Source organism: Amycolatopsis sp. lyj-112 (assembly GCF_046549055.1).
Lineage (GTDB): Bacteria > Actinomycetota > Actinomycetes > Mycobacteriales > Pseudonocardiaceae > Amycolatopsis.
Genome location: NZ_JAJPWS010000011.1, coordinates 69,055 through 85,008 on the forward strand (window position 1 = coordinate 69,055; position 15,954 = coordinate 85,008).

Consider the following 15,954-nt stretch of genomic DNA (forward strand, 5'->3'; position numbering starts at 1 on the left):
TGGTTCAGCGGGCCTCGAGGACGACGGCCAGCCCCTGGCCGACGCCGATGCAGATCGCGGCCAGTCCCCATCGGCCGCCGCCGCGGCGCAACTGGTGCGCGAGCGTGCCGAGGATCCGGCCACCGGAGGCACCGAGCGGATGCCCGATCGCGATGGCGCCGCCGTTGACGTTGACGATCTCCGGGTCGAGCTTCGACCACTCGCGCAGGCAGGCCAGCGACTGCGCGGCGAACGCCTCGTTCAGTTCCACCGCCGCCAGGTCGTCCCAGCCGATCCCGGCCCGCTCCAAGGCGATCTCGGCCGCGCGCACCGGGCCGATGCCGAAGACGTCGGGATCGACACCCGCCGCGCCCCGGCCGGCGATCCGGGCCAGCGGCGCCTTGCCGAGCCGCTTGCCGGCGGCCTCGTCGCCGAGCAGCAGCGCCGACGCGCCGTCGTTCAGCGGTGAGGCGTTCGCCGCCGTGACCGTCCCTTGTGGACGGAAGACGGGCTTGAGCTTCGCGAGCTTCTCCGGGCTCGATCCGGGCCGGATGCCTTCGTCCCTGGTGAGTTCGACGCCTTCGACCGGGACGACGTGGTCGTCGTAGAAACCCTCGTCCCAGGCGCGGGCGGCATTGACGTGGCTGCGGACGGCGAACGCGTCCTGCTCGTCGCGGCCGATGCCGTAGCGCTCGGCGAGCTGTTCGGTGGACTCGCCGAGCGAGACCGTCCACTGCTCCGGCATCTTCGGGTTGACCATGCGCCAGCCGAGCGCGGTGGAGTGCAGCGTCTGGTTGCCGGCGGGGAAGGCCTTCTCCGGCTTCTGCATGACCAGCGGCGAGCGGCTCATCGACTCGACCCCGCCCGCGACCGCGAGCGACGCGTCGCCGACCTGGACCGACCGGCTCGCCTGCATGACCGCGTCGAGGCCGGAGCCGCAGAGCCGGTTGACCGTGGCGCCCGGGACGGTCGTCGGCCAGCCCGCCAGCAGCGCCGCCATCCGCGCGACGTTGCGGTTGTCCTCGCCCGCGCCGTTGGCGTCGCCGAGGACGACCTCGTCCACGGTGGCCGGGTCGAGGTCGTTGCGCTCGGCCAGCGCCCGCAGCACGGTGGCGGCCAGGTCGTCCGGGCGGACCCCGGACAGGGCGCCGCCGTACTTGCCGAACGGGGTACGGATGGCGTCGAACAGGAAGACGTCGGTCATGCGCTCGCCCTTTTGAGGTCTCGGAGGATGCGGAGTTCTGCCTCGGTCGGCGCCGGGGTGGTTCCCAGGTCGCCGGCCACCTTCAGTTTCCACCCGGTCGCCGCGACGACCTGATCGACCTCGATCCCGGGGTGCAGTTCGGTGAGCGTGAGCTCGGAGGTCTCCGGGTCGGGCCGCATCAGGCCGAGGTCGGTGACCACCAGCGTCGGCCCGGCGCCGGGGAGGCCGAGCCGCTCCCGGTCGCCCTTGCCGCCGCCGTGCCCGAACGACGTCACGAAGTCGACCTTGTCGACGAAGGCGCGCGTGCTCTGCCTCAGCACCACGAACACCTCGCGGCACGACGCGGCGATCTCCGGTGCCCCGCCCGCTCCGGGCAGGCGCACCTTGGGGTTCGCGTAGTCCGGGCCGATGACGGTGGTGTTGATGTTGCCGAACTTGTCCAGCTGGGCCGCGCCGAGGAAACCGACGTCGATCCGGCCGGGCTGGAGCCAGTAGTTGAAGACCTCGGGGACGCTGACGACGGCGTCGGCGGTGTCGGCCAGTTCGCCGTCGCCGATGGAGAGCGGCAGCCGGGTCGGCTTCGCGCCGAGGCAGCCGGATTCGTAGATGAGCGTGAGGTTCGGCGCGTGGAGGCGGCGCGCCAGGTTCGCGGCCGTGCTGGGCAGGCCGATGCCCACGAAGCAGGACATCCGGTCGCCGAGCGCGCGAGCGGCGGCGACGCTCATCATCTCGTCGGAGGTGTACTCGGTCATGCCTTGACTCCCGTCAGCTCGTCGAGCCAGCGGGTGAAGCTCTCCCTGTCCCGGCCGATCGCGTCCCATGCCTGGTAGGCGTCGTTGTCCCGCGCGTAGTACCCGGCCGCGTAGGACGGGCTCGCGCCGCCGGGCACCTCGGCGACGGCGGTGACCGCCCACGACGGCAGCACGATCGCGCCCGGCCGCGGCTCCAGTTCGTCGACGATCTCCTCGACGGTGGCCAGCGACCGCTTCGCCGCCAGCACCGCCTCCTTCTGGACGCCCGTGATCCCCCAGATCTGGACGTTGCCGGACCGGTCGGCGCGCTGGGCGTGCACGATCGTCACGTCCGGGTTGAGCGCGGGGACGGCCGCGAGCTGCTCGCCGGTGAACGGGCAGGTGATGGGCTTGATCGAGTCGGTCTGCGCGGGCAGGTCGGTGCCGGTGTAGCCGCGCAGCACCGCGAACGGCAGCCCGGACGCGCCGGCGACGTACCGGTTCGCCATCCCCGCGTGGCTGTGCTCCTCGATCTCCAGCGGCACCGGCCAGGAATGCTGGACCGCGTCACGGAACCGGTGCAGCGAGCCGACGCCGGGATTGCCGCCCCACGAGAAGATCAGCTTGCTCGCGCAGCCCGCGCCGATGAGCTGGTCGTAGACGATGTCCGGGGTCATGCGGACCAGCGTCAGGCCGGTGCGGCCCTGGCGGATGATCTCGTGGCCCGCGGCGACGGGGATGAGGTGCGTGAAGCCCTCGAGCGCGACGGTGTCCCCGTCGCGCACCAGCCGTGCCACGGCCTCCTTCAACGACAGCAGTTCCGCCATCCCCACTCCCGGCCTGTTCGCTTGTTCGGATCGCGCACACTTGTTCTACATCTGAACATAGCATGATTCGGCCGGTTTCGGCCAAGTACGTGAAGGCCCCCTTCCCTACGCTCAAGGTAGGTAAGGGGGCCTTCACGTACTTGGGTCCCACATCGGCCGCACCTGTCCCGGCAGGTGGCCGTGAAGGACCTTAAGTCGAGAGGCTCACGAGGTGGTCGCGGCTTACTCCCGACGTGGGTTGTCGATGCCGCGAAAGCCACTGGAAGTTTCGGCGGGACAGCGGAGCTTGCATGTCGACTCCTAAGGGCGGTCGGAAACGAAAAGGCCCTGTACGGCGACGGCGGCCGCGCCCCGTGCCCATTCCTCGAACGGCAGCGGCCGGATGACCAGCCCGCACCGGCCCGCGCTGCCGAACGCCTGAACGGCGAAGGTCCGGCGGATCTGTTCTTCGAACAAGTCGTACGTGGCAACGCCTTCACCCGAGACGACCACGCGTTCGGGGCCGAAGAGGTTGACCAGCGCGGCCAGCCCGAGCCCGATCGCGTGCCCGGCGGCGGCGAAGACCTCCCGCAGGGATTCGTCTCCCCCGCGGGCCCTGGCGACGGCGTCGTCCATGGTCAGCGCGGGTTCGCCCGCCGCCTCCCGCGCCGCGGCGAGTATCGCCTCGGTGGACGCGATCGCTTCCACACAACCGGTTCCGCCGCAGTGGCAGGCCGGTCCGTCGTCGGAAATGGGGACATGGCCGATCTCGCCCGCGACGCCGTGGGCACCGCTCACCAGACCGCCGTTGACCACCAGCGCACTGCCGATCCCGGTACCCACCGTGACCAGCGCGAACGAGGAAGCACCGACACCTTCGCCGAACCACTGCTCCGCGACGGCGAGCGCCTTGACGTCGTTCTCCAGCGTGGTCTTCAACCCGGTCGCGTCGTCGAGGAGCCCGGCGAGCGGAACATCGCGCCAGCCCAGGAAAGGCGAGTAGCGGACGAATCCGGTCACCCGGTCGACGTCGCCGGAGATCGCGACGCCGAGGCTGTAGGTCCGGTCCCGGTAACCCTCGTCCAGCAGTTCGCCCACCAGCGCGGCGAGCGCGGTGACGACGCTTTCGACATCGTGATCGCGCAGGGGATGGTGGCGGGAGACCCGGATCCCGGCACGGAGATCGGTGACGACGCCGATGAGGTCGTCGGCGGTGATCTTCACGCCCACGAAGTACTCGCGGTCCGGCCGGATCGCGAGCGGATTCGCCGGACGGCCCGCTCCCGGCCCGGCCCGTTCCTCCGAGGCCAGCTCCTCCAGGTAGCCGGCCTCGATGAACGGACGTGCGGCTTTGGTGACCGCGGCCGAGGACAGGCCCGTCCGGCGGGACACGTCCACACGGCTGACCGGCCCCTGCGTCAGGACCGTGGTGAACACGGTCGCCGCCGCGGGACCGGTGATCGGCGCCCTTGCCGGTGCACTGCGTGGCATGGGCGGTACGGTACGGCGAATAAATTAACTTCGTCAAGAATTTATTTTTTCGCTGGTCGGCTCTACGCTCGGACCCATGTCGAGGATCGAGTCCGACCCCGCTCAGCGTCTCTGGCTGCTCAGCACCCCGGGTACTTCGTACGCACTGCGGCTCGACGCCGCCGATCAGCCGAGGCACGTGCACTGGGGTGTCCCGCTCACCCTCGAGCAGGCGACGTCGATCGCCGCGAGGCGGAACCCGGCGGACAGCAGCTTCGACGAACCCGGCGACGAGCGGCCGGAACTCCCGGCCGAGGGCGGCGCGGCGTTCGGCGTCTCCGGGCTGCAGGTGCGGTTCGCGGACGGCACCCAGGCCGTCGAATGGCATTTCCTGGGCCACGAAAGCAAAGAGGGCGAACTGACCGTCCGGCTGCGCGACCGCCACTACCCGCTCGAAGTCGCGCTGCACTACCGGGTGCACGACGACTCCGACGTCATCGAGCGCTGGACGACCTTGCGGCACACCGGCGACGGCTCGCCGATCACCTTGCTGCGCACCGATTCCGCCGCCTGGACGCTGCCGCGCCGCGCCGGCTACCGGCTCTCGCACGTGTCGGGGGCGTGGAGTTCGGAGTTCGGGGTCCGCCGCGAGCCGCTGTCCGTCGGCGAGACGACGCTGACCAGCCGGCGCGGGGTTTCCAGCCACCAGGCCAATCCCTGGCTGATGCTCGACGCGGGTGACGCGGACGAGAGCCACGGCGAAGTGTGGAGCACCGCGCTCGCGTGGAGCGGCAGCTGGCGGATCACCACCGAGCGCTCGCACACCGACCGCGTCACGTGGACCGGCGGCCTCGGTCACGAAGGGCTGACGCGGCACCTGCGTCCCGGCGAGGCCTGGGAGAGCCCGGTGTTCGCGGGGCTCTACGCGGCCGATGGCTTCGGCGGCACCAGCAGGCGTTGGCACGCCTACGTTTCCGGGCACGTCCTGCCCCATCCCGAAGAACTGCGGCCGATCGTCTACAACTCGTGGGAGGCCACCGGCTGGGACGTCGACGAGGAGAAGCAGAAGGCACTCGCCGTCGAGGCCGCCGGACTGGGCGCGGAGCTGTTCGTGATGGACGACGGCTGGTTCGGCGGCCGCGTCGACGACACCGCCGGGCTCGGCGACTGGACCCCGAACCCCGAGCGTTTCCCGGCCGGGCTCGACCCGCTGATCGACGAGGTCCACCGGCTGGGCATGCGGTTCGGGATCTGGGTCGAACCGGAGATGGTCAACCCCGACAGCGACCTCTACCGCGCCCACCCGGAGTGGGCGCTGCAGATGGCCCACCGCGAACGGACGCCGTTGCGTGGCCAGCTGGTGCTCAACTTCGGACGGCCGGAAGTCGCCGACTGGGCGCACAAATGGCTCGACAACCTGGTGGGCGGCCACGAGATCGACTTCCTCAAGTGGGACATGAACCGCGCGTTCACCGAAGCGGGCTGGCCGGAGCGCGGCGAGGACGCGTCGCGGCTGTGGATCGACCACGTCCGCGCGGTGTACTCGGTGATGGACCGGCTGCGGGCGGATCACCCCCGGCTGCGGATCGAATCCTGCGCGGGCGGCGGCGGACGGGTCGACCTCGGCATCCTCGCCCGCACCGACGAGGTGTGGACGTCGGACAACACCGACGCGTTCGACCGCATCGGCATCCAGCACGGCTACAGCCAGCTCTACCCCGCCGGCACCATGGCCGCGTGGGTGACGGACAGCCCGAATCCGCTGACCGGGCGGGCGGTCCCGCTGCGGTTCCGGTTCCACGTCGCGATGGCGGGCGTCCTCGGCCTCGGCGGCGACCTTCCACTGTGGACGTTCGAGGAGCGGCGCGAGGCCGCCGCGCTCGTGGCGCTGTACAAGGAAATCCGGCCGGTCGTCCAGCACGGCACGCAGTACCGGCTGGGCGAACCGGGCGGTACCCCGTTGACCGCGGTCCAGTACCTGCTGGACGACCGCGTGGTCGTCCTGATCTGGCAGCGGCCGACGGAGTACGGCCGCTCGCTCGTCCCGCCCCGGCTCGCCGGGCTGGACCCCGACGCGCGGTACCGCGACGACGACACCGGCGAGATCCACCACGGCGCCGTGCTGCTGTCGCACGGCATCGACCCGGTACTGGCCGAAAAGGACTACGCGAGCGCGCTGATCCGACTGACGCGGGTCGGCTGAGCGTGAAGTCCGTGAAGGCCCCCTTGAGGGACTCTGATTCCCTCAAGGGGGCCTTCACGGACTTCTGCGCGTGAGACTCACCCGCGCAGGGGATTCGCCTCCCTCATCACGGGGATTTCGCGCGGTTGGGATACCTACTGCCGGGCACTAGGCTTATGCCGTGCCCACGATCGCGGTGACCCGCTGGATTCCCGACGACGCGTTGAAGGTGCTCGCCGAGGTCGGGGAGGTGAAACTGTCCCCTGCCGACAGGCCGCTGACGCCGGATGAACTGCGCGATTTCGTCCGGGGCGCGTCCGCGATCGTCGGCATGCTGCAAGACCGGATCGACGGTGAGGTCGCCGACGCCGCGGGCCCCGAGCTGAAGGTCGTGGCCACCGTGGCCGTCGGCTACGACAACCTCGACGTCCCGGAGCTGGCCCGGCGCGGTGTCACCGTCACCAACACACCCGGCGTGCTCACCGACGCGACCGCGGACTTGGCGTTCGGGCTGCTCCTCGCGGTCACGCGACGGCTCGGCGAGGGCGAGAGGCTGATCCGCTCGCGTACGCCCTGGTCGTTCCACCTCGGTTTCCTGCTCGGCTCCGGCCTTCAGGACAAGACGCTCGGCATCGTCGGGCTCGGCCAGATCGGGCAGGCGGTCGCGCGGCGGGCACTCGGTTTCGGGATGCGGATCGTCTACTCAGGACGGTCGCGAGTCACCGAGGACGTCGAAAAGACCTTGGGCGCGGAGTACGTCTCGGTCGCCGAGCTGCTGGAGACGTCCGACGTCGTGTCGCTGCACTGCCCGCTGACGCCGGAGACGCGGCACCTCATCGACGCGGACGCGCTGAAGGCGATGAAACCCGGCGCCTACCTGATCAACACCACACGCGGACCCGTCGTCCACGAGGCGGCGCTGGCCGACGCACTCGAAGCCGGCGAGATCGCCGGGGCCGGGCTCGACGTGTTCGAAGCCGAGCCCGACGTCGAGCCGCGCCTGCTGGGCCTCGAAAACGTCGTCCTGACCCCGCACCTCGGGTCGGCGACGGTCGAGACCCGGACCGCCATGGCCGTGCTGGCCGCCGAAAACGTCGCGTCGGTGCTCACCGGCGGAAACCCGCTGACGGAGGTTCGTCCATGACTCGCGTGGTGATCGCGCCCGACAAGTTCAAAGGAAGCCTGACCGCGGTCGAAGCCGCGGAGGCCATCGCGCGCGGCGTCCGCGACGCGTTGCCCGAGGCGGAGGTCTCCTCCTGCCCGGTGGCCGACGGCGGCGAAGGCACGCTCGACGTCCTCGTCGCGGCAGGCGGACGTTCGGTGGAACTTCCGGTCCGCGGGCCACTCGAAGCCACGGTCGACGCGCGCTACGTCGTCCTCGACGGGACGGCCTACATCGAATCGGCCCGCGCTTGCGGGATCGAGTTCGTCGAGCCGAGCCCGGAAGTCTCGTTGACCGCGCACACCTGGGGCGTCGGCGAACTCCTCGCGCACGCGATCGACCACGGGGCGCGGCGGCTGGTCCTCACCGTCGGCGGTACCGCGAGCACCGACGGCGGCGCCGGGATGCTGGCGGCACTGGGCGCGGGGGTGTTCGACCCGTTCGGCGCGCCGGTCGGGCTGGGCGGCGGCACGCTGGGCCGGATCGCCTCGGCCGAACTCGGCCCGGTGCGCGAGCGGCTCGGCGACATCGAGGTCGCCGTCGCCACCGACGTGACGAACCCGCTGCTCGGACCCCGCGGGGCGGCAGCGGTCTTCGGCCCGCAGAAGGGTGCGGGGCCGCGTGAGGTCGAGCAACTGGACGAGTCGCTGGCCCGCTGGGCCCGGGCACTGCAGAACGCCGGGACCCCGGACGTCTCCGACATCCCCGGGGCGGGCGCGGGCGGCGGGGTGGCCGCCGGCGCGATCGCCGGACTCGGCGCGAAGGTCGAATCCGGTTTCCAGCTCATCGCCGGGCTCACCGGGGTCGCCGACGCGATCGAACACGCCGACCTGGTCATCACCGGCGAGGGCTCCTTGGACGAACAGAGCCTCGACGGCAAGGCACCGGCGGGTATCGCGGCCCGCGCGCGTGAACACGCCGTCCCGCTGATGGTCCTCGCCGGCCGGATTCAGCTGGACGAGAGCCAGCTCGCCGGCCTCGGCGTCGTAGGCAGCGCTGCCCTGATCGACCACGCACCTTCGCTCGACCACGCGCGGGCGCACGCGGCGGAACTCCTGCGCGAGCGGGCCGGCGAGCTGGTCCGCACCTGGGCTAGGCGCTGAGCCTGAACCCGCTGGGCTCAGCTGCCAGGCTGGGGCTGAGCCTGCGGGAGTACGGCGAAGGCGACTTCGCCGGTCTCGTCCTGCTGGACGTCGAGCACCTTGTCGTCGAGCAGCGCGGCCGCCTCGGGCTCCAAGAACACCTTGGGCCCGCCTTCCGAACCGAGCACCCGGTCGCCGCTTTCCGGCTCGGGTGCGACGGAAACGGCGAGCTGAGGACTTTCGCCCTGCTGGGAATGCATCGCGAAACGCAATCCGCCGTCTTCCCCGCCTTCCTGTCCGGTCAGTGCGGTGATCGCCTCGGCGGCGGCTTCGGTGACAGTGAGCATCGTGGGCCTTCCTTCGTCGCGGTCTTGCACTTGACCGACCACGCTAGGGCGTCCCAGCGAGGCCTGCCGTCTGAGTGAAGATCATTTTTCGCCCACGTCCGGCTCCACATCGGACGTCGACAGGGTCGTGCTGTACTCGACCCCGTCCCTGTGGCTTACCCGGCGTTCCCGCAGGCCAAACGACGACGGCTGTCGCGGGGATCACAGCAGCCGACAGGTTTACTAGCTTCACAAGTTTGTGAAACGGAGTAGCGTCAAGGTCATGACCACCACCAGGTGGGCGCCAGGGCACCGGATCATCCGGCGCGCGCCGGAGCGGCATCACGAACTCGGCCACCATGCCGCGTGGTACGTGGTCGCGGGTGTCGCCGCCACCGGCCTTCAGGCGGTGTTGTTCCTCGCCCTGCAGCCGACACTGGGTCCGCAGGTGGCGAATCTGGTCGCCCTCGCGGTCACGACCATCGGGAACACCGAGTTCCACCGCCGGGTCACCTTCGCCGCCCGGAAGAGTCATCCGGGCAAGAGGCACTTTCAAGACTTGGTGACGTTCGCCTTCTACGCGGCGTATGGCTCGATCGTGCTCGCGTCCCTCGACGCGGTGATCACCGAACCGACGGCGCTCGAACAGACGGGAGCCCTGCTCACGGCGAGTGTCGTGGGTGGCATCGCCCGCTTCGCCGTCCTTCGCTGGTGGGTCTTCGCAAGCCAGAAGGCTTAGTGTTCGACGCGTGGAAGAGATCAACGGACCGCACGACGGTGGCGCGGAACCCGACTACCGATTCACGCTCGCCAACGAGCGGACCTTCCTCGCGTGGCTGCGGACGGCGCTGGGCCTGCTCGCCGGCGGCGTCGCGGTCCATCAACTGATGCCGGACCCGTCCACGCTGAGCACCGTCCTCGCGGGGCTGTGCGTCGTCCTGGCCGCCGTGGTCGCGGCGACCGCGTATCCGCGCTGGCGCCAGGTGCAGGCCGCGATGCGCTCCGGGCAGCCGCTGCCGAAGAGCGGCATGCTGCTCGTGCTGACCGCGGGGATCCTGGCGATCACCCTGACCGCCGCCGCGCTGGTCGTCTTCTCGTGAGCGATCACGGAGCGCAAGCACAACGCACCGGATTGGCCTGGCGCCGGACCGCGCTCGCGGCTACTGCCTGCACACTCCTGTTACTGCACATGGCCGCCAGGCAAGGCTGGGGAACGGCGGTCATCCCGGTCGCGTTCGCCGGCACCACGGTGATCACCCTGGTCGCCATCGGGTCCGTTCGTGAACGGGTACTGCGCAAGGCGGAAATCCCGAAACCTCTTAACCCCGCCTGGGCAGTCATCGCATCGGCACTCGTCGTAGCGACGGCGGCCGCTTTGATCGCGGTGCGCTAAAGGCCGCGCACATCCTGCGATCACAACGGTGTTTTCGACCACGCTGAGTCTCGGTTGTATTAAGCCCACTCCGTCTAATGGGCTATCTCTAGTTGAAATCTGGACTGCTGCACGAAGGCCGCCTACGATTACGCTGCGTCGCATCGGCGGCAGATGAATCTGATCTTACGGAGCATCTGCCGCCATAATCGTTACGGAGTGTTGGCCCCTCGACAGCGACGGTCGCAGGGTCGGCCGGGGAGGACGACCATGCAAGCAATCTCCAGCGCGTCCAGAACCGTCACCGCCGATGCGGTCCCCGGATATACGACTCCGGAGAACCTGCCTCGACCGGGTGGGCGGCTGACCAAAGAGGACCTCGATCCTCTGGTCAAGGACGCGGGTGACGGGAATCCGGCGGCGATCCAAGCGCTGCTGAGGATGATCGGCCCCGTCGTCGTCCGCTACTGCCGCGCCAGAATGGGCGGCCGCGACCTTTCCTACCTGTCGGCGGACGACGTCGCGCAGGAAGTCTGCATGGCGGTACTGAAGGCACTGCCCGGCTACCAGGATCGCGGCGGTTCTTTCCTGTACCTGGTGCACGCGATCGCCGCGAACAAGGTCGCCGACGCCTACCGCGCGGTCTCCCGTGATCGCTCGGAGCCGGTGCCGGAACTGCCGGAGCGCCCCTTCGCCGACAACGAGCCCGAAACCCACGCCCTGCACCTCGACCTCGGTGCCCGGCTCAGCCGCCTTCTGTCCACTCTTCCTCGAGTGCAGCAGGAGATCCTCGCCCTCCGCATCGCCGTCGGCCTCTCCGCCGCCGAAACCGCCGAGGCACTCGGAATCTCCGCAGGCAACGTGCGTGTGACGCAGCACCGCGCACTGGCCCGCCTCCGGACGATGGTCAACCACGACGAGTTCTGATTTCCCCTTGCCGCAGGTCATCGACCGGCGGCTGACAGGCGCCCGGCCCCCGCGCCGCCCACTTCTCTCTTCTTTCTCCCGGCTTTTCGCCGGTTCTTTGTCGCGTCCCGAATCCGCCGTCACGAAACGCGCACACGACGATCGCGCTCCGCGGACATCGGCAGATCATGGTGAACCGCATGCGAAGTCGATCTCTGCTACTCGGTGTCTCGCTCGCGCTGACAACGCCCTTGATGACCGCCGTTCCGGCGCAGGCCATCCTGGGAGGCGTCGAGTCACCACGGGCTTACTCGTTCATGGGTTCGTTCCAGCCGTCCTTTCCGGCGCCACCGCGCCCCGACAAACACGGGTGCGGGGTGGAAGTCCTCGCACCACAGTGGGTTCTGACCGCGAGCCACTGCGCGGGCAAGAACCCGACCGGGGCGAGAAACGGTGTCCCGCGCGGCTGGAAGGTCCGCGTCGGATCACTGGATACACCGTCCGGAGGCGAGGTCGCCGAAGTCGACCACTACTACCGGCTGGCGACCAACCAGGATGAAGGAGGCTTCTGGGGCAAGGACGTCGCGCTGCTGCACCTGCGGACCCCGGTGAAGGCCGAGCCCGTGCAGATCGCGTCGGCCACGCCGAAGGACGGCGCGCCCGTCCGCATCCTGGGCTGGGGAATGTCCTGTGAGGACAGCACGAATCCGGCCTGTTTCCCCACGCGACTGCGGGAGGCCGACACCACCGTGCAGCCGCTCGCGGCGTGCCCGTCGGCCGAGCCGACCGGAGAACTGTGCGTCGGCGGCCGCGACGGCAAGGTCGCCGCGGCCAATATGGATTCCGGTGGGCCCGCGCTGGTCCGCGACGGCGGCCGGTGGAAAGTGGCCGGTGTGGTCAGCGGCCCCGGCGGGGAGAACGCGCCGACGCTCTACACCGACGTCACCCGGCACGCCGGCTGGATCAACGGCATCATCAGCGGCACCGCCGTTCCGCCCGACGACCGGATCCCCAACGTGGAAGGCGCGGTGGAACTGTTCGGCTGCGTCGGTTCGGTGGTCCGCTCCCCCGCCTCCCGGCCGAAGGATCCGGCGCTGTTGCTGACCAACGGCCACTGTGTGCAGGGAGAACGGCCCGCGCCCGGTGCCGCGCTGGTGGACCGGCCCGCCGACCGCGAGGTGCCCATCGCCGACCGTCATGGCTATCCCCAGGCCATCGCCCGGGCGAACCGCTTGATGTACGCGACGATGACCGGTACCGACGTCGCGCTTTACCGGCTGGACAAGACTTACGCGCAGTTGAAGTCCGAGGGCGCGAAGATCTTCCAGCTCACTTCCAAACCCGTGCGGGCGGGTGACGCGCTGACCATGGCGTACACGAGCAGCCGTCTCCAGTGCACCGCCGAGGCCGTGATCCCGCATCTGCGAGAGGGCGGTTACCAGCAGGACAACTCGATCCGTTACGCCACCGCGGAAAACTGCTCCCCGTGGCCGGGCACGTCCGGTTCGGCGCTGCTGGCCCGCGACGGCAGCACGATCGTGGGGATCCACAACACCCACAACGACGCCGGCGAACAGTGCACGGACGACAATCCCTGCGAGGTGGGGCCGGACGGGCGCGTGACCTCCGTGCGGGGCCGGGGTTATGGGCAGCAGGTCCACTTGCTCGCGGCCTGTGTGGTCGCGGAGTCGAAGCTGGACCTTTCGCGAAAGGGTTGCACTCTCACTCGCTGACCTCCGAGGGTCGCCCACGGCGCGCAAGTAGTCCTCTAGTTGCGGTGGTTGCACGCGCAAGAACCGCGACTAGAGGACTACTTGCGGGGCAGAAGTCGATAGGCCCGTCGGGCAGTGCCGTCGAAGAACTCCAGCCGCTCCGCGTCGCTGAACGAACCGGTCAGTGAAAACGCGGTGTCCACGACGACCTCGTACGCGGCCGCCAGCTCACACACGGGCCAGTCGGAACCGAACATCAGCCGCGAAGCCCCGAAAGACTCCAGGACGTGCTCGGACCACCGAGCCAGATGTCCGACCTTCCACTGTGCCCAGTCCGCCTCCGTCACCAGACCGGACAGCTTGCAGTACACGTTCTCCAACCGCCCCAAGGCCTCGACGCCCTCCGCCCACGGCTGCCACTCCCCCGAAGCGATCGGCGGCTTCGCGGCGTGGTCCAGGACGAAGACCTGGTCGGGCAACGCCGACGCGGCGGCCAGAGCCGCGGCCAGCTGGGGTGGCTTCACCAGCAGGTCGTAGGCCAAACCCGCCTCGCCGACGGCGGCGAGACCACGCAGGACCTCCGGCCGCGTGAGCCACCAGGGATCGGGCTCGTCCTCGGCCTGGTGCCGGATTCCCACCAAGGGTCCCTCGAACGCGGCAAGGCGATCCGCGACGTCGGGCGCGGTGAGATCGATCCAGCCGACGACACCGGCGATCAAGGGCTCGTTTGAAGCGACAGAAAGGAATTCACGGGTCTCCTCCTCCGAGGAGACCGTCTGCACCAGCACGGTCGCCTTCACGCCCGCCATCTCGGCGACCGCGCGAAGATCGTCCACTGTGTACGGACGACGGATCGGTTCCAGTGCCGCGCCCGACATCCACGGGTAGTTGCGCCGCGACGGGTCCCAGAGGTGGTGGTGCGCGTCGATCAAGACGTCCCTCCCGTTCGCAGCACGGTGTCCTCCCGCAGCAGGCCTTCGCGGATCAGGTCCGCCCACAGCCCGGGCGGCACGGGTCTGCGGAACCGTGTCGCGTTCAACCGCACCTGACCGGGGTCGTGCGCGCCGACGACGACGGAGACCACCGCGGGATGCGCGGCAGGCAAGGCCAAAGCGGCCTGCGGCAACTCGACACCGTGCCGCCCGCAGACCTCGGCGATCCGTTGCGCGCGCTCCACCAGTTCCGCGGGAGCCTCGGCGTAGTCGTACATCGTGCCGGGTGACGCCGTGGCGAGGATCCCCGCGTTGAACGCTCCCCCGGCCACCACGTCGACGCCGCGTTCCTGGCACAGCGGCAGGAGATCGTCGAGGGCGGGCTGGTTCAGCAGGGTGTAGCGGCCGGCCAGCAGGATCACGTCGAGGTCGAACCGGCGGACGAACTCCGTGAGCATCGGCGCCTGGTTCATCCCGGCCCCGATGGCGTCGACGACGCCTTGCTCCCGTAACTCCAGCAGGGCGGGGAACGCGCCGTTGACGGTGTCCTCGAAATGCCGGTCCGGGTCGTGCACGTAGACGATGTCCACGCGATCCAGCCCGAGGCGGCCGAGACTGTCCTCAAGCGACCGGAGGATCCCGTCGCGGCTGAAGTCCCAGCGGCGTTTGTAGGCCGCGGGGACGACGAAACCCTGGTCGTCCGTCCGCGAAGCACCGCCGGGATCGGGTTCCAGCACCCGGCCGACCTTCGTGGACACCACGTACTCGGCACGGGGATACGCCGACAACGCCGCGCCGAGCCGCCGTTCGGACAGGCCGAGACCGTAGTGCGGGGCGGTGTCGAAGTACCGGATCCCTTCGTCCCACGCCTGCCGCACGGTCGCTTCGGCCGTTTCGTCGGCGATGGCGTGGTACAGGTTGCCCAGCTGCGCGCAGCCGAGCCCGAGCGGGGACACCGACGACTTCACGGAAGCTCCCAAACCAGGCCGAGGCCCGAATCGCCGCCCGAGTAGTCGTCTTCGACGTCGAGCAGTTCCGACATCCGTGCCTGCCACGGGATATTGGCCGGATGATCACGCAGGATCGCGCGCATTTTCGCGTAGTCCTCGACTTCCACCAGGTGGAAGAGATCGAGGCCGTCGCGCCAGATCCGCCACGAACGCACCCCGGCGGCCCGCAAGGCCTCGTCGAGATCGACCGGGATGACCGCGTGGACCGATTCGTATTCGGCCTCCTTACCCGGCTTCAACCGGGTGTGGAGTGCCACTCTTTGTGGTGCGACACCGTGGGTCACCGCGCCTCCTCAGTTCGAAACATGGCACTCTGTCAACTAACACTCAAACATCCGAGGTCTTCGGGGAGGGCGGTGGAACGTGCCGGTCACCGATGTCGCGATCGACAAGATCAAGGACATGATCATCTCCGGCGAGCTCGCGCCGGGCGACAGGCTGCCGAAGGAGGCCGAACTGGCCCAGCGGCTCGGCCTGTCCCGCAGTTCGCTGCGCGAAGCGGTGAAGGCGCTGTGCCTGATCCGTGTACTCGACGTCCGCCAGGGCGACGGGACATACGTCACCAGCCTCGAACCGAATCTCCTCCTCGACGCGATGACGTTCGTGGTGGACTTCCACCGCGACGACACCGTGCTGGACTTCCTCGCCGTCCGCCGGATCCTCGAACCGGCGGCGACGGCGTTGGCCGCGATGCACATGAGCGACGACGACATCGCGGAACTAGGCCGCCTGCTCGACGAACTCGCCGACTCGCCCACGGTGGAGGCGCTGGTCGCGAACGACCTGCAGTTCCACCGCAAGATCGCCGACGGGTCCGGCAATCCGGTGCTGTGCTCGCTGCTGGACAGCCTTTCCGGCCCCACCGCGCGCGCCCGGATCTGGCGTGGGCTCACGCAGGAGGGCGCGGTCGCGAAGACCCGCGAGCAGCACCTGGCGATCTACGAGGCCATCGCCGCCCGTGAGCCCGAACTGGCGCGCTCGTGGGCCACCGTGCACGTGGCCGGTGTGGAGCAATGGCTCCGCAACGCCCTCGGCACGGCCGACGATCCGACCGTGGCCGCCGAAGCTTCCTGACACAGC

Annotated in this window: 17 protein-coding genes; 9 read left to right on the forward strand and 8 right to left on the reverse strand. The window is 69.7% G+C overall.

The window, feature by feature from the left end; genetic code table 11:
* Positions 1-4: 4 nt before the first annotated feature.
* From ACLJRL_RS30115 to ACLJRL_RS30130, 4 genes are all read right to left on the reverse strand, one after another.
* On the reverse strand, positions 5-1,183 hold the full coding sequence (locus ACLJRL_RS30115) for a thiolase family protein (protein WP_410659700.1): 1,179 nt from the start codon (positions 1,181-1,183) through the stop codon (positions 5-7).
* Entirely contained in the window at positions 1,180-1,935 is a 756-nt protein-coding gene (locus ACLJRL_RS30120) for a CoA-transferase subunit beta (RefSeq protein ID WP_410659701.1), read from the reverse strand. Before ACLJRL_RS30120 ends, ACLJRL_RS30115 begins: the two co-directional genes overlap by 4 nt.
* On the reverse strand, positions 1,932-2,741 hold the full coding sequence (locus ACLJRL_RS30125) for a CoA transferase subunit A (RefSeq protein ID WP_410659702.1): 810 nt from the start codon (positions 2,739-2,741) through the stop codon (positions 1,932-1,934). The genes ACLJRL_RS30120 and ACLJRL_RS30125 overlap by 4 nt, the downstream gene beginning before the upstream one ends.
* 300 nt (positions 2,742-3,041) lie before the next feature.
* A complete protein-coding gene (locus ACLJRL_RS30130; protein WP_410659703.1) occupies positions 3,042-4,211 on the reverse strand; it encodes an ROK family protein in 1,170 nt (389 codons plus the stop codon).
* A 76-nt stretch (positions 4,212-4,287) separates the two neighbouring features.
* On the opposite strand from ACLJRL_RS30130, the gene ACLJRL_RS30135 reads away from it, so the two are divergent.
* The 3 genes from ACLJRL_RS30135 (at position 4,288) to ACLJRL_RS30145 (ending at position 8,637) form a co-directional block, all read left to right on the forward strand.
* Complete coding sequence (locus tag ACLJRL_RS30135; RefSeq protein ID WP_410659704.1) at positions 4,288-6,393, forward strand: alpha-galactosidase; 2,106 nt, start codon at positions 4,288-4,290, stop codon at positions 6,391-6,393.
* 160 nt (positions 6,394-6,553) lie between these two features.
* Positions 6,554-7,516 carry a 2-hydroxyacid dehydrogenase gene (locus ACLJRL_RS30140; RefSeq protein WP_410659705.1) on the forward strand — a complete coding sequence of 321 codons (963 nt, stop codon included), beginning with the start codon at positions 6,554-6,556 and terminating at the stop codon, positions 7,514-7,516.
* The gene (locus ACLJRL_RS30145; protein WP_410659706.1) at positions 7,513-8,637 is read left to right on the forward strand and encodes a glycerate kinase; all 1,125 of its coding nucleotides are present in this window, start codon (positions 7,513-7,515) and stop codon (positions 8,635-8,637) included. Before ACLJRL_RS30140 ends, ACLJRL_RS30145 begins: the two co-directional genes overlap by 4 nt.
* A gap of 17 nt (positions 8,638-8,654) precedes the next feature.
* Here ACLJRL_RS30145 and ACLJRL_RS30150 read toward each other — a convergent pair whose 3' ends face one another.
* Positions 8,655-8,963: an iron-sulfur cluster biosynthesis protein gene (locus ACLJRL_RS30150; RefSeq protein WP_410659707.1), complete on the reverse strand. Its 309-nt coding sequence runs from the start codon at positions 8,961-8,963 to the stop codon at positions 8,655-8,657.
* A gap of 262 nt (positions 8,964-9,225) precedes the next feature.
* On the opposite strand from ACLJRL_RS30150, the gene ACLJRL_RS30155 reads away from it, so the two are divergent.
* The 5 genes from ACLJRL_RS30155 to ACLJRL_RS30175 all read left to right on the forward strand — a co-directional run bounded on the left by ACLJRL_RS30155 (position 9,226) and on the right by ACLJRL_RS30175 (position 12,953).
* Entirely contained in the window at positions 9,226-9,681 is a 456-nt protein-coding gene (locus ACLJRL_RS30155; RefSeq protein ID WP_410659708.1) for a GtrA family protein, read from the forward strand.
* 10 nt (positions 9,682-9,691) lie between these two features.
* Positions 9,692-10,042 (forward strand): YidH family protein, encoded by a 351-nt coding sequence (locus ACLJRL_RS30160; protein ID WP_410659709.1) that lies wholly within the window; start codon positions 9,692-9,694, stop codon positions 10,040-10,042.
* The gene (locus ACLJRL_RS30165; protein WP_410659710.1) at positions 10,039-10,335 is read left to right on the forward strand and encodes a hypothetical protein; all 297 of its coding nucleotides are present in this window, start codon (positions 10,039-10,041) and stop codon (positions 10,333-10,335) included. The genes ACLJRL_RS30160 and ACLJRL_RS30165 overlap by 4 nt, the downstream gene beginning before the upstream one ends.
* 249 nt (positions 10,336-10,584) lie before the next feature.
* Complete coding sequence (gene shbA, locus ACLJRL_RS30170; protein WP_410659711.1) at positions 10,585-11,241, forward strand: RNA polymerase sigma factor ShbA; 657 nt, start codon at positions 10,585-10,587, stop codon at positions 11,239-11,241.
* Positions 11,242-11,420: 179 nt separating this feature from the next.
* The gene (locus ACLJRL_RS30175; RefSeq protein ID WP_410659712.1) at positions 11,421-12,953 is read left to right on the forward strand and encodes a trypsin-like serine protease; all 1,533 of its coding nucleotides are present in this window, start codon (positions 11,421-11,423) and stop codon (positions 12,951-12,953) included.
* A 77-nt stretch (positions 12,954-13,030) separates the two neighbouring features.
* Here ACLJRL_RS30175 and ACLJRL_RS30180 read toward each other — a convergent pair whose 3' ends face one another.
* Genes ACLJRL_RS30180 through ACLJRL_RS30190 form a run of 3 tightly spaced genes read right to left on the reverse strand, consistent with a single transcriptional unit; the run spans position 13,031 to position 15,158 of the window.
* Positions 13,031-13,864, reverse strand: coding sequence for an amidohydrolase family protein (locus ACLJRL_RS30180; RefSeq protein ID WP_410659713.1), 834 nt, complete (start codon positions 13,862-13,864; stop codon positions 13,031-13,033).
* The gene (locus ACLJRL_RS30185) at positions 13,861-14,832 is read right to left on the reverse strand and encodes an aldo/keto reductase (RefSeq protein ID WP_410659714.1); all 972 of its coding nucleotides are present in this window, start codon (positions 14,830-14,832) and stop codon (positions 13,861-13,863) included. The genes ACLJRL_RS30180 and ACLJRL_RS30185 overlap by 4 nt, the downstream gene beginning before the upstream one ends.
* Positions 14,829-15,158 (reverse strand): L-rhamnose mutarotase, encoded by a 330-nt coding sequence (locus tag ACLJRL_RS30190; RefSeq protein ID WP_410659715.1) that lies wholly within the window; start codon positions 15,156-15,158, stop codon positions 14,829-14,831. The genes ACLJRL_RS30185 and ACLJRL_RS30190 overlap by 4 nt, the downstream gene beginning before the upstream one ends.
* A gap of 79 nt (positions 15,159-15,237) precedes the next feature.
* Between ACLJRL_RS30190 and ACLJRL_RS30195 the strand changes: the two genes are divergently transcribed.
* Complete coding sequence (locus tag ACLJRL_RS30195) at positions 15,238-15,948, forward strand: FadR/GntR family transcriptional regulator (RefSeq protein WP_410659716.1); 711 nt, start codon at positions 15,238-15,240, stop codon at positions 15,946-15,948.
* Positions 15,949-15,954: the final 6 nt, after the last annotated feature.